13 protein-coding genes are annotated in these 13,693 nt (G+C 54.0%); 3 read left to right on the top strand and 10 right to left on the bottom strand.

The window, feature by feature from the left end; translation table 11 throughout:
* The 4 genes from EXW94_RS11040 to EXW94_RS11025 form a co-directional block, all read right to left on the bottom strand.
* Positions 1 to 530: nucleotidyltransferase (locus EXW94_RS11040; RefSeq protein ID WP_174340093.1), on the bottom strand; the 530-nt coding region annotated here is incomplete at its 3' end.
* Positions 531 to 1,114: 584 nt separating this feature from the next.
* Entirely contained in the window at positions 1,115 to 1,531 is a 417-nt protein-coding gene (locus EXW94_RS11035) for a hypothetical protein (protein WP_174340092.1), read from the bottom strand.
* Between the two features lie 21 nt (positions 1,532 to 1,552).
* A complete protein-coding gene (locus EXW94_RS11030) occupies positions 1,553 to 2,038 on the bottom strand; it encodes a hypothetical protein (protein WP_174340091.1) in 486 nt (161 codons plus the stop codon).
* A 42-nt stretch (positions 2,039 to 2,080) separates the two neighbouring features.
* Positions 2,081 to 2,407, bottom strand: a complete 327-nt coding sequence (locus EXW94_RS11025; RefSeq protein ID WP_000829091.1) for a hypothetical protein — start codon at positions 2,405 to 2,407, stop codon at positions 2,081 to 2,083.
* Positions 2,408 to 2,580: 173 nt separating this feature from the next.
* On the opposite strand from EXW94_RS11025, the gene EXW94_RS11020 reads away from it, so the two are divergent.
* On the top strand, positions 2,581 to 3,534 hold the full coding sequence (locus EXW94_RS11020) for a glutathione S-transferase family protein (protein WP_174340102.1): 954 nt from the start codon (positions 2,581 to 2,583) through the stop codon (positions 3,532 to 3,534).
* Positions 3,535 to 3,765: 231 nt separating this feature from the next.
* The gene (locus tag EXW94_RS11015) at positions 3,766 to 4,131 is read left to right on the top strand and encodes a DUF805 domain-containing protein (RefSeq protein WP_010435895.1); all 366 of its coding nucleotides are present in this window, start codon (positions 3,766 to 3,768) and stop codon (positions 4,129 to 4,131) included.
* Between the two features lie 75 nt (positions 4,132 to 4,206).
* Here the strand turns inward: EXW94_RS11015 and EXW94_RS11010 are convergent, their stop codons facing one another.
* Together EXW94_RS11010 and yhaJ are read right to left on the bottom strand one after the other, a co-directional pair.
* Positions 4,207 to 5,364, bottom strand: a complete 1,158-nt coding sequence (locus tag EXW94_RS11010) for a DDE-type integrase/transposase/recombinase (RefSeq protein ID WP_174339330.1) — start codon at positions 5,362 to 5,364, stop codon at positions 4,207 to 4,209.
* A 106-nt stretch (positions 5,365 to 5,470) separates the two neighbouring features.
* Complete coding sequence (gene yhaJ, locus EXW94_RS11005) at positions 5,471 to 6,373, bottom strand: DNA-binding transcriptional regulator YhaJ (protein WP_003862655.1); 903 nt, start codon at positions 6,371 to 6,373, stop codon at positions 5,471 to 5,473.
* Between the two features lie 104 nt (positions 6,374 to 6,477).
* Here yhaJ and EXW94_RS11000 point away from each other — a divergent pair, with 104 nt between their 5' ends.
* Entirely contained in the window at positions 6,478 to 7,179 is a 702-nt protein-coding gene (locus EXW94_RS11000) for a pirin family protein (RefSeq protein WP_010435898.1), read from the top strand.
* 62 nt (positions 7,180 to 7,241) lie between these two features.
* Here EXW94_RS11000 and EXW94_RS10995 read toward each other — a convergent pair whose 3' ends face one another.
* The 4 genes from EXW94_RS10995 to tdcD all read right to left on the bottom strand — a co-directional run bounded on the left by EXW94_RS10995 (position 7,242) and on the right by tdcD (position 13,689).
* On the bottom strand, positions 7,242 to 8,543 hold the full coding sequence (locus tag EXW94_RS10995; RefSeq protein WP_174340090.1) for a serine dehydratase subunit alpha family protein: 1,302 nt from the start codon (positions 8,541 to 8,543) through the stop codon (positions 7,242 to 7,244).
* Between the two features lie 20 nt (positions 8,544 to 8,563).
* The gene (locus EXW94_RS10990; protein WP_120159666.1) at positions 8,564 to 9,895 is read right to left on the bottom strand and encodes an amino acid permease; all 1,332 of its coding nucleotides are present in this window, start codon (positions 9,893 to 9,895) and stop codon (positions 8,564 to 8,566) included.
* A 275-nt stretch (positions 9,896 to 10,170) separates the two neighbouring features.
* Complete coding sequence (gene pflB, locus EXW94_RS10985) at positions 10,171 to 12,465, bottom strand: formate C-acetyltransferase (protein WP_174340089.1); 2,295 nt, start codon at positions 12,463 to 12,465, stop codon at positions 10,171 to 10,173.
* Between the two features lie 15 nt (positions 12,466 to 12,480).
* Positions 12,481 to 13,689 (bottom strand): propionate kinase, encoded by a 1,209-nt coding sequence (gene tdcD / locus EXW94_RS10980; RefSeq protein WP_174340101.1) that lies wholly within the window; start codon positions 13,687 to 13,689, stop codon positions 12,481 to 12,483.
* Between the last annotated feature and the right edge of the window lie 4 nt (positions 13,690 to 13,693).

The raw sequence follows: 13,693 nt of genomic DNA, 5'->3' as shown, positions 1-13,693 counted from the left end.
TTCGAACCATAAGTTTCATCAGCGTCATAATTATTCACCCAGTCGATAAGCTCACGTGGCGCTGCTCTGGCCCACTCACGATTATCCTCAGTTGAATGTCTCTTGCCAACGGCCAATTCGTATTCGCCGTTATTGTACTTGCGGTAAATTGGGATATCGATATGAAGGTCATCAGCCTTGTAATCAGCAGTCACACAAGGTTTTTTGATCTTAGCATTTTTAAAACCTCGGCCTTCCAGCACTTCAAGTACAGCGAGTTTAGGCGTTATTGGGTTTTCCGGAGCCAGCTCCGCTTCGATTACGATTGCACGGTCAATATCGAAATCCTGCCCTTTTTCCCGGATCCCTGTGAAGGTCGCCAAAGACCCTTGAATGAAATCCTCAATAACCGGATATCCATCTTCTTTGAATCGTTCAACGATATCGGCAGTAATGCTATCGTCCTTGAGGCGGGCCGTCGTGTACTCCAGGTCCTTCCTTCCTAACTTGATAGCATCATGAAAATTCTTAAATTTGTTTTGAAGACTCATATTGGCCCCGCATTAGTTGTGAACATAACCTCAAATGGAGCCGCTTCGCTTGATTTCAAGTGATAAGGAAAAATTTAGTCTAATTCTGATTTACATAAGTAATAGTTTGCATTGTTAATTATTAACATTACTTTTCATCTGGTCTCACCCCTTCTTGCTTAAAGCGAAATTTACCTCAGAGTGCTACAAACTATCTCTGTAGGTGATGGTTCTCCGTGGCGGCGCAGAAAATCCAAAAAAAACCAGTGCTCACTGAATGGCAATGATATGGTAGATGTTTTAAAGACATGAGAGTCGCGTTCTGACGAAGATTTCGGTATAAGAAAATCACTTCAATGGCATTGATATACAAAGGAAAATCAAGAATTTCAAGGCTATAGCTGGGGATTTACATAGTTATGAACTAAAAATTAGCTCAAAAAAGTTTGATGAGCATTCAAAAAAATCATTTCAATACAATTGGTTATGATTGCTTTAGCAATAAGCTGAATTATGTACATCCATCAAACCCAGAATAGTTAAATAGGCCACTGCGAGAATCGAACACCGGCCTATGTACATATAAAGTCATTGCGCGAACCAAATCACCAGTAATAATTGTTACGTCTGTGGAAATAGTAAATAATTCCGTACCCGATCACATTTATTGCCAGGAAGATTACGAACTGCCAGAACGCGGTACCGTACCAACTAATGTTCATCTGAATAGGGAAGTCATCGCGAATGCCGGCGTTATAATCCAGCACCGGAAAAAGGCTGTACCAGAACATGCTAACCATAAACGGCGCTGTGAATTTGATTACGTTAAAATCTGAGTGGTGGCTCCAGAAAAGGGCACCAGTGACTGCCAGCGCCCAGACAACAATTTTGATGCCACTTTCAGTTGCTATGCCAAATGGTACATCAAACGTCTTCATGATCCAGACCGCAAAACCGACGAGCAGTAAACCACCCAGCACTACAAGCATCCCACCAATTTCATTATTACTTGAACGATTCATTTTTGCCTTCTATAAGCCTTTTTACACCAGATTTGATACCAATGAATAGAACAGCTCTTTAGTAAACGGGCGACGATTTCCTGCCCGGTTGTTACCATCAACGAGTGACCATACACCTGGTTCACTCTTACCGCCCCCAAATGAATCCTGCATGTACAGATTGAATTTCAAATTACGACTAACGCCAGTAAATCGAACCTCAACTTCGCCTTTCGACCCCATCAGATAAAGCGCTTCTGGACGAAATTCCAGGTGCTTATTTCCGTTTGAGATCTTCATGAAATCCATCGGGTAAGAATTTGTATTTCGCGTCGTAACATCATGAATATTCGTACGATTTCTTTCAATTTTCACAGGCATGTCTTCAAGCCATGAACGTAATTCGATGAAAAGAGTACGTACACTTTCCTGAAACTCTTTGATGTCATTGGCTTCTCGTGCCACACCAGCTTCTTGATCAGAAGCAGACTGGTGTAACATATTCATCAGGTCATCTTTGGAAGTCATTTTCAGTCCTTTACAATTATTCAACAAATAGTCTTGAAATATTCAGTCTGGTTTGAATGCATCTAGTGAACCGGGTTTCACAGTCAAACCGAACAACTCGTTATAGATCACCGGAACAATGCTAATGTTATCATAATGTTCCAACGCCATCATGACACCGAAGGCTTCACCCATATTGTCAGTCAGGAAGGCGTCGTCAAGATCACCGGTGTAAATGTCGGTGGGTTCGTAATCGCCATCAGTAAGGCTCACAAATGCACGTTTATCCTTGTTGAACAAGGCATAACCAACGACATTTGGATCGCCTGTTGTTAAGCCGTGTTTATCTTCGAATTTTTTAAGCCATTTATCGAGTTTACGTCTCTTCATTCCATTTATCTCAAAGGGGGGCCAGCACTGTTAAACCCCTTTCATGTATAAGGGTATCTCAGGATAACTCAGATTTTCGAGAGCTGCACCATCCCAAAATCGAGATACAAAATTAAACCATTGCATTGATATTCTTAATAATCGAGAGCTTTTTTTAAAAAAGTGTTGGGGTAATCTGGTATGACACCAAATCCACCGGGGGTCGCTTCAAGCGCTCTGTTTCGGCCTTCCGTAACTGGCTGACCGCCGACGGCGCACCTGGCCCGAGCGGCGAAGGCGGCTTCGCGGCAGAAAAAGACCGTTATCATCTCTATGTTTCTCTCGCCTGCCCGTGGGCACACCGCACGCTGATTGTGCGCAAGCTTAAGGGGCTCGAATCCTTCATTCCGGTTTCGGTGGTCAACCCGCTGATGCTGGAAAACGGCTGGACGTTCGACAGTGATTTCCCTGCCGCCACCGGTGACGACCTTTATCACCACGATTTTCTCTACCAGCTTTACCTGCGCGCCGATCCACACTACACCGGACGCGTCACCGTACCGGTACTGTGGGACAAGAAAAACCAAACGATCGTCAGCAACGAATCGGCGGAGATCATCCGCATGTTCAACACCGCGTTTGACGCGCACGGCGCCCGCGCCGGTGATTATTACCCGGTCGAGCTGCGCGATAAAATTGACGAGCTGAACGGCTGGATCTACGACAACGTGAACAACGGCGTCTACAAGGCCGGTTTTGCCACCAGCCAGGAAGCGTATGACGAAGCGGTTGGAAAGGTGTTTGAATCACTGGAGCGCCTGGAGCAGATCCTCGGCCAGCATCGCTACCTGACGGGCAACCAACTGACGGAAGCTGATATCCGCCTGTGGACGACGCTGGTGCGTTTTGATCCGGTGTACGTCACCCACTTTAAGTGTGATAAACACCGCATCAGCGATTATCTGAACCTGTATGGTTTCCTGCGCGATATCTACCAGATGCCGGGTATCGCCGAAACGGTCGACTTCGACCATATTCGCACCCACTATTTCCGCAGCCACAAGACGATTAACCCAACGGGCATCATCTCCATTGGGCCATGGCAGGATCTGGATGAACCTCACGGGCGCGACGTTCGTTTCGGATAAATATTCAGGGCATCAATCAATACCCAAAATAATTCAAGTTGCATGAAGGCGGCGACGCAGCGAATCCCCAGGAGCGTACATTAGTACGTGACTGGGGTGAGCGAGGAAAGCCAACGCCCAGGCAACTTGAAGTATGACGGGTAAATGCCCTTTTTTAATTCACAATCTCCATCTATCCTTACCTCGATCGCTTAGAAAACAAGTGATTGACTGACTAATGAGGCAAGGAAAATGGACTGGTATTTAAACGTACTGCGCAACTACATTGGATTTGGTGGCCGCGCCCGCCGCAAAGAGTACTGGATGTTCGTTCTGGTGAACTTCATCCTCGCCCTGGTGTTGAGTATTGTGGACAAAATTCTGGGCTGGGAGCGTGCCGGGGGAGAAGGCATTCTCACCACGATTTATGGCGTATTTATTATGCTGCCGTCCTGGGCGGTTCAGTTCCGACGCCTGCACGATACCGATCGTTCAGCCTGGTGGCTCTTGCTGCTGTTGATCCCGATCGTGGGCTGGATTGTGATCCTGGTCTTTAACTGTCAGAACGGCACGCCGGGTGAAAACCGCTTTGGTCCGGATCCGAAAGCTGGCATGTAAATCAGAGCCCGGTGGCGCTTTTGTATGACCGGATACATAGGTGACAGATCAGACCGGGAACATAGGTAACACTTTTCAGTCTATCCGGAGCACACTCTCGGTTTTTCGGTCGTAGTACGCAAGCGTTATTCCGTTAAAGATGATGGCCTCAAGGCCATCATCCTGTTCTTCCAGCATGATGTACTCATCAGTCAGCGCTTCACTCAGGAACACCGTCCCCTTTTTCCCCATATAGAGTGTCCCCCTCGATTTCACCCTGTAGACCGTACCGCCTTCCGGATACGCGTATTCAGGAACACGGCCATCCCAGTGTCGGTTCGAGGGGTGCCATACCGTTCCGGGCGTTGCACCCGCCAGAGCTTCATGCGGCCTTTCGTGGTTAAATTCTTCCCGGTAGTCACTGAACCACCGCTGTTGTTCTTCCATCGTCATGAAGGTGTTGCCCTGTTTCACCGCACTTTTCAGGGAGCGGTGCATTCGCTCATGACGGCCATTTTCTTCCGGATGCCCCTTCCTGATACGCTCAGGCCTGATGCCCAGCTTGATTAGCCAGACGGCAAGACGACTTAGTCCGGCTATCCCTGTTCCCGCGAAGGGCTGACCGTTATCGGTTCTGAGCACTTCCGGCAGACCGTATTCCAGGAACGCATCCGTCAGGCACTGTCTGACGAAGGGCTCACTCTCCCGGTCGGTTCCCCGGCAGCTCAGAAGATACCGGCTGTGATTGTCGGTCAGGGTGAAGGGATGGCAGTACTCTCTGCTCAGCAGCCTGAACTTGCCTTTAAAATCAGCGCTCCAGACCTGATTGTTCTCACTGATGGTGGTCAGGGGCTGGCGATTGCCCGGGGTCCTGCGTTTTCGCTTTTTATCCGGAACCAGGCCTTCACGCTTGAGGATATCGCCGATAGTGCTGGCAGCAGGTACGGTAAAATCGACATGATGATTGAGCAGCCACATCCGCAGTTTTTTCGGACCCCAGTCAGGGTGTTTTTGCCTCAGGGCCGTAAGCTGTCCGGCGATATCATCAGGAACCGTCCGGGAGTGGGAGTGTGGCGCGCGCGACCGGTCAGAGAGAGATGACAGGTCAGCGGGGTCAAAACGCTGAAGCCATTTATAGCCGGTTTTACGGCTGATGCCAAAAAGACGGCAAAGCGCGGAGAAGGAGTCCGTACCTGCATGGCAGGCACGGATAAAATCAAGGCGTTGCATAGGTCGGGTCTCAGTCCAGGGCATAGCGAGTCTCCTCTTCTATGCCAGTTATAACTGTTACCCATGTATCCGGTCTAAAGTGTTACCCATGTTTCCGGTTCATACCCTTTCGCTTACCGGGCCTACGATTTTATTTATTGTGGTGGGCAAAAAGCTTTGGTATTTCGCGCAGGCACCAGGATTTGGCTTCGCCCATGCTGTCGCGTCGCCACGCCATAATGATATCCACCTCGCTGGTGTATTCCGGGCTGACAACGCGCAGCCGCCCTTCCGCAATGTCCTTTTCAACAAAAGGATAAGGCATCGTCGCCACACCCAGCCCGGCCAGCAATGCCTGACGCTTATCTTCCAGCGACGTGACGGTTAAACGCGGCTGTTTATCCAGCAGCTGTACCGTTAACACCGGACGTTCACGGGCGGTATCCGCTACCGCAACGCCACGATACTTCACGCGCGTAACCTCCGAAAGCGGCTCCGGCTCCTGATGGATCGGGTGATCCGGCGCGGCGACATAAACGTTCATCACGCTATAGAGCTTGCGGGAGTTAATTTCTGACGAAGAACGGAAGTGCATGTCCGGCGCAATAACAATATCCGCCCTGCCCGTTTCCAGACGCTCCCACGCCCCTGCCAGCACCTCGGTAATGATCGACAGCTGCGTATTGGCTTTCGCAGCCAGGCGGTCCACCAGCGGGAACAGCGCTTCGGTCGGCACCAGCGCTTCGGTAACTAACGTCAGATGGGTTTCCCAGCCGCGCGCCAGCGCTTCGGCGTCCGTCGTGAGTTTATCCGCCGCTTCCAGCAGCACACGACCGCGTTCCAGCAGCATGCGGCCAACGTTCGTGAATTTTGTTCGATGGCCGGAGCGGTCAAACAGCACCACGTCCAGCTCTTCCTCCAGCTTCTGCATGGTGTAGCTCAGCGCAGACGGAACGCGCCCCAGTTCATCTGCCGCCGCAGCAAAACTGCCGCGTCGGTCAATCGCGTCCATGACGCGCAGCGCCTCAAGCGTCAATGCTCTCTCTTTAGCCATCTCGTTCTCATTCAGGAAATTTGAACATACCGGGCAGAATATCTGGCTAACAATGCAGCGTCCATACCTTTACCATTGTTTTAGTGTAAAGAGAGGTCAAGTTTATGATTACGACAAGAACAGCTAAACAGTGCGGACAAGCCGATTTCGGTTGGCTGCAGGCCCGCTACACCTTTTCCTTTGGACACTACTTTGACCCTAAACTCCTCGGTTACGCTTCATTGCGCGTGTTGAACCAGGAAGTGCTCGCTCCGGGCGCCTCCTTCCAGCCGCGTACGTATCCGAAAGTCGATATCCTGAACCTGATCCTGGAAGGCGAGGCAGAATACCGCGATAGCGAGGGCAATCATGTCCAGGCAAAGGCTGGCGAAGCGTTGTTAATTTCCACGCAGCCGGGCATCAGCTACAGCGAGCATAACCTCAGCAAAGACAAAACGCTGACCCGCATGCAGCTGTGGCTGGACGCCTGCCCTGAGCGGGAAAATCCGCTGGTGCAGAAGATAGATTTAACGGACGATAAACAGCAGCTGATTGCATCGCCGGACGGCAGCAAAGGCAGTTTGCAACTGCGTCAGCAGGTGTGGCTGCACCACATCGAACTGAAGAAAGGTGAACAGGCGAGCTTCCAGCTTCACGGTCCGCGCGCCTATCTGCAGTCGATTCACGGTACGGTGCATGCAGTGACGCACACGGAAGAGAAAGAAGCGCTCACCTGCGGTGACGGGGCGTTTATTCGTGATGAAGCGAATATCACCCTGGTGGCGGATACGCCGCTGCGCGCGCTGCTGATTGATTTACCGGTTTAGAGAACGCCCTCACCCTAACCCTCTCCCACAGGGAGAGGGAACCGATCGAGCCCCTGAACTCGCTACGCCTTACTCGCCATAATCTCAATAATCTGCCGGTCCGTTGCCTGCATTGAGCGGCAGGCTAACGCACAAAGGTTCGAAATGGACTGCTCCACGTCATGCGCCACAATGCCCTCATTGCCCGTCACAGCAGAATCATCCAGCGCCATCATCACCGCTTTCCAGGCGCTACTGACGCTGGTTGAGACCTTCATGGCGCAGCTGTTAGACGCTCCATCGCAGATCATCCCGCTGACGTCACCGATCATACTGCCTATCGCCATCGAAATAGTCTGGTAAGAACCGCCCATCAGCCACGCCATCCCCGCAGCAGCGCCCATCGCTGCCGTTGTCGCCGCGCAAAGCGCCGACAGGCGCGGAAGCTGGACGTGGATATAGATCGCCGACAGATGTGAGAGCATCAGCGCCCGCGCCAGCCGTTCGTCATCAGCCTGAAGGTGCTCAGCCACCACGACAACGGGCATGGTGGCCGTGATCCCCTGATTACCGGAGCCTGAGTTACTCATCGCTGGCAACGTCGCGCCGCCCATGCGGGCATCCGAGGCTGCGCTGGTACGAATGACAATGTCTGAGCCCAAATCCTGCGCCATCCATCCGCGCGAGCGCTGCTTACTGAGCGTTGCGCCAATGTGCAGCCCCCACTTCCCGCTGAGCCCTTCACGGGAGAGCGCATCGTTCAGTTGCCCTGCTTGCAGGATAAAGCGGATCGCCTCGAACGGCACCTGCTCAACAAATTCCAGGATCTGCGACAGCGTGCTGTTTGATAGCACCGCCAGAGGATCGGTATTTTCTTCAGTCAATTGTTCACCCAGCGTAAAGCGCGTTTCGCCCTGGCAAACCACTTCCACCACCCGCGTATGCCCACCGGCGATGGTCACCGTTGACGAGGTATCCCCGGCATGAACACGGGCGCGGGAGTAGAGGATCTCATCGCACGGTGCCTGCAGTTTGACCTGCACCTGTCCCGCCTCAAGCAGAGCTTTGGCGCGTATTAGCGCATCGGCGGTAGCATCTTTCAACACCTCCAGTCCGGCGTTCGCGTTACCGCCAGTCGCGCCCAGCGCCGCTGCAATGGGAAGACCGACCATACCGGTGCCTGGCACCGTCACGCCTAGCCCGTTTTTCATCAGGTTCGGCGATACCCACGCTTCAATCTGCGTGACCTCCCCCGGCAGATTTTCTGCGGCAATCGCACAGGCCAGCGCCAGAGAAATAGGTTCGGTACACCCAATCGCAGGTTTCACTTCTTCCTGCACCGCGCGAATAAATTGGTTCCATAAAGTTTGAGTTTGCTCAGACATCGTTACGACCTTATTTGCCCTCAGGAGAACGCGAGGAAAGGAGAAACACAAAGCAGCAACCCGGTGATGACGATAATCACCAGCGATACGCCTTTATATTTATGCAGTGCCGGGACTTTGTAGACCAGCCATGCAGGGATCAGGCAGCCCACCATGCCGAAGATGGGGCTGCAAATGGAGGTGAAGCTCAGTACCGGCGCGTTTAATACAATCGCACTCCAGGCCAGCAGGATGGCGAACAGCATAATCCCGCGCTGGACGGTGTTTTCATTGATTTTCTCTGCCGGCATTTTGCGGCGCAGGATGTTCATGACGATACCCTGCGTGGCCTCGCGAAAGCCGAGATAGACGCCGAAGAATGCGGTCATCACGGCAAAAATATTGAGGATCACGCTGACGATTTTGACCCAACCCGCGCCGTCACCGCTGATAAACTGCGCCGCAATCGCCAGAGCCGAAATGTTCTGCTCGTAGGCTTTAACCGCCTCATCGTGCCCCATCGCCAGGGTGAAAGAGACGGCATAGAAGAAGACCGTCACAAACAGCACACCAAAGGCAATGTTCATCGCCCGCAGCGCTTTATGGCGCGCAACCTCCACGGATTTTTCACGTGAACGATACGAGATCACCATCGGGCTTAAAGTCTGAATAAACAGAATGGAGGTTAAGGTAAAGGGCAGCGTAATAATGGCGTTTTTAATCAGCAGCCCCGCTGGCGGCAGCATGCCCACGTTGGCCAGATGCCAGAGCCCAATCATCGACAGCCCCAGCGCGGCCACCACCAGTAATTTGGTCAGCACCATCAGGCTGGAGACTTTAAACAGCAACTTTTCACCGCGCGACGAAATGGCCACCAGAATGCAGATCAGGCATAAACCGTAAAACGGATTGTCAGATAACAAACCGTCGGTCACGCCGAAGGTGTGCAAATACGAGGCGCTGTCGTTGGTAATGGCTGTGGAATAGACAAACATCCAGATCACCAGCATCACGAAATAGAGCGCGCCTAATAAGATGCCCCAGTTCTTACCCAAATAACCGCTAATGACGCTCGGGTAGTCTTTGCATTCCGGTGATTCCGCCAGGGTGTTAATAAACAGACGCTGGAATAAATACATGGCGGGATAGCCAATTATTGATGAGAGCAAAAATACCCACAGCCCCATTAACCCGACCTGGACGGGGAGAAAAACAATCCCCGCGCCGATAGCCATCCCGATACTCATGATGACCCAGCCCGTGTCGGTGCTGTCGAATTTAATTGCCGCTTGCCACTCGCTCTCGCTCATTCCCGCCCGCCTTGCCGCGGGGGAATCACTCACAATCACACTGCTGTTTGTTGCCGTATCCATTGGGCACTCGCTTATTTTGTAGGGTAAACAGTTGTTTTTATAGGTTTCCGATCGCCAGCGATTGCGATTCAGAGGGTTGCAGGTGTGTGTTATTGGTTTGGGAAGATCATATCCGGAGCGCGGGAGAAAAAAGTCACAAGTTTTATAGGGCTTTCCTAAAGCGAGAGAATAATATTACTTCGGGATAGCAGAAAGGAGAGTGAGTTTTCTAAAATTGACGGCGTTCACAAAATTAAAAGCCTCCTCATTTGAGGAGGCTGAAGATGAAGCCTGTATTACATCGCCTGCGTAAACGTCCTCGAAATCACATCCTGCTGCTGCTCGCGCGTCAGGGCGTTAAACCGCACCGCATAGCCTGAAACGCGGATCGTCAGGTTCGGGTAATTCTCGGGATGCGCAATGGCATCGAGGAGCATTTCCCGGTTCATGACGTTGACGTTCAGATGCTGCCCCCCCTCAATGGACGCTTCGTGATGGAAATACCCGTCCAGCAGCCCCACCAGGTTGGTTTTGCGCACCAGCTCGTCCTTGCCCAGCGCCTGCGGCACGATGGAGAAGGTGTAGGAGATCCCGTCCTTGGCATAGGTGAAAGGCAGCTTGGCAACCGAGGTTAGCGAGGCCACCGCCCCTTTTCTGTCGCGGCCGTGCATCGGATTCGCGCCAGGCGCAAACGGCGTGCCGCCGCGGCGTCCATCCGGCGTGTTCCCGGTCTTCTGGCCATACACCACGTTGGAGGTGATGGTCAGGATCGACTGGGTTGGCATCGCGTTGCGGTAGGTTGGCAGCGCCTGAATTTTTTTCATAAAGCGCTCCACCAGGTCGCAGGCGATGCTGTCCACGCGGTCGTCGTTGTTGCCGTACTGCGGATAGTCCCCTTCAATCACGAAATCGACCGCCAGCCCGGTATGGTCGCGCACCGGCTTCACCGTGGCGTATTTAATGGCCGACAGGGAATCCGCCGCCACCGACAGCCCGGCAATGCCGCAGGCCATGGTGCGATAGACGTCCCGGTCGTGCAGCGCCATCAGCGAGGCTTCGTAGCTGTACTTATCATGCATATAGTGAATGAGATTCAGCGCGCTGATGTACTGCACCGCCAGCCAGTCCATAAAGTGATCGAGGCTCGCCATCACGGTGTCGTAATCCAGCACGTCGTCCAGCAGCGGCTCGGTTTTCGGACCGACCTGGATCTTCAGCTTTTCGTCCACCCCGCCGTTGATCGCGTACAGCAGCGTTTTGGCGAGGTTGGCGCGCGCGCCAAAGAACTGCATCTGCTTGCCGATCACCATCGGGCTGACGCAGCAGGCAATGGCGTAGTCGTCGCTGTTGAAGTCCGCACGCATCAGATCGTCGTTCTCATACTGCAGCGACGAGGTAACGATCGACACCTGCGCGGCGTATTTCTTGAACGCGATCGGCAGCTGTTCAGACCAGAGGATCGTCAGGTTCGGCTCCGGTGCAGGCCCCATGGTGTGCAGGGTATGCAGATAGCGGAAGCTGTTTTTGGTCACCAGCGTGCGCCCGTCCAGCCCCATGCCGCCAATCACTTCCGTTGCCCAGATCGGATCGCCGGAGAAGAGCGTGTCGAATTCCGGCGTGCGCAGGAAGCGCACCATGCGGATCTTCATGATGAAGTGGTCGATCAGCTCCTGCGCCTGAACTTCATTCAGCCTTCCTGTCTGCATGTCGCGTTCAATGTAGATATCGAGGAACGAGGCCGTGCGCCCCAGCGACATCGCCCCGCCGTTCTGGGATTTCACCGCGGCAAGGTAGGCAAAATAGACCCACTGCACCGCTTCCTGGGCGTTCATCGCCGGGCGTGAGATATCAAAACCGTAGTTCGCCGCCATCTGCTGGATCTGCAGCAGCGCGCGCCTGTGCTCCGCCAGCTCCTCACGCAGGCGGATCGTGGCTTCCAGATCGTCACCGCGCTCCAGCCTGCCCTGCAGATCCGTAAACTGAAGTTCACGCTCGCGCACCAGATAGCTGATGCCGTAGAGCGCCACGCGGCGGTAGTCGCCGATGATGCGTCCGCGCCCGTAGCCGTCCGGCAAACCGGTCAGCACGCCGGATTTACGGCAGCGCATCATCTCCGGCGAATAGACGTCAAACACGCCCTGATTGTGGGTTTTGCGCAGGTCGGTAAACAGGTATTCGAACTGCGGATCCATCTCCCGGCCATAGGCTTCGAACGAGCTGCGGATCATGTTGATCCCACCGTACGGGTGCAGCGCGCGCTTGAGCGGCTTATCGGTTTGCAGACCAACGATCGTCTCCAGATCCTGGTCGATGTAGCCCGGCCCGTGGGCCGTAATGGTGGTGGCAATGTTGGTGTCAAAATCCACCGGGGCGTGGGTGGCGTTCTCCTGGCGAATGCCGACCATTACCTTCTGCCACAGCGCCGTCGTTGCTGGCGTCGCCTGCGCGAGGAAAGCTTCATCGCCTTCATAAGGGGTGTAGTTATGCTGAATAAAATCGCGGACGTTGACGGCGTTTTTCCATTCTTCACCGCGAAACCCGGCCCATGCGTCGCTGTAGGGCGCGACGCCCGTATCGATTGTTACTTTCATGTGTTTCTCGCTTTATCAGGCGTAAGCCGCAGCCGGGATAACCTTCCCAAGACGGAGGGCGTCCAGCGCGATCATTTTTTCTTCGTTGGTAGGGATTACCGCGCAGGCCACGCGGGACGACTGGGTGCTAATGACGCGCTCACCCGCGCTGCCCGGCAGGGCATTTTTGGCATCGTCGAGGATGATGCCAAACACCTTCAGATGTTCCGCCACCAGCGCGCGGACAAGCTTCGAGTTTTCGCCAATGCCGCCGGTAAAGACCACCCCATCCAGGCGGTGCAGGGACGCCGCGTGACCCGCAATGTGCCGCGCAATGCGGTGAACAAAGGTGTGTATTGCCAGCTGCGCCCGCTCATTGCCTTCGTGCCAGGCTTTCTCCAGCGCGCGTAAATCGGAGGAGATGCCGGAGATCCCCAGCAGCCCGGACTCTTTATTGACCACGCGCTCCAGATCCTCGAACGACTGACCGGTCTGCTGGGCAATCCACGCCATCGCGCCAAAGTCCACGTCGCCGCAGCGCGTCCCCATCACCAGCCCTTCCAGCGGCGTCATCCCCATCGAGGTATCGACGCTTTCGCCGTTGCGCACCGCGCAGATGGACGCCCCGTTGCCGAGATGGGCAATCACCAGGCCGCTGTCATCGGGGGACAGCCCGAGAAGCGTATGCGCCTGCGCGGCAACGTAACGGTGAGAGGTCCCGTGGAAGCCGTAGCGGCGCACGCCCAGCGCTTCAAAATAGCGGTACGGCAAGCCGTACAGATACGCCTGCGGCGGCAGCGTCTGGTGGAAGCTGGTGTCAAATACCGCCACCTGCTGCACGCCCGGGAACAGGCGCTCTGCCGCTTCCACGCCGCTCAGGTTGGCGTAGTTATGCAGCGGCGCCAGCGGGGAAACCTGGCGGATCTGCGCAATCACCTCTTCCGTAATCAGGGTCGACTCGCTGAAGAGGTCGCCGCCGTGCGCAATGCGGTGGCCAATTAAGGCCACGCTGCTCATCAGGTTACGCTTCTCCAGCTCCAGGGCGATGGCAGCCAGCGCCCCTTCGTAGTCCTGGTGAGCCAGTCGGACCGGCTCACCCCCGTTCACGGAAATAAAGGCCTTCTCGGTGTTGATCCCGTCCGCAATCCCCGTCATCAGGGCATCGCAGCTGCTGGCGTCGAGCACCGAAAACTTAACAGAGGACGATCCGCAGTTAATAACCAGTACTACCGGAAACTCAATCATCATG

It is taken from the genome of Enterobacter sp. JMULE2 (genome assembly GCF_013337145.1).
GTDB classification, from domain to species: domain Bacteria; phylum Pseudomonadota; class Gammaproteobacteria; order Enterobacterales; family Enterobacteriaceae; genus Enterobacter; species Enterobacter mori.
The sequence above is the reverse complement of the archived record's forward strand: the minus strand, read 5'-3'. Positions and strand labels throughout refer to the sequence as shown.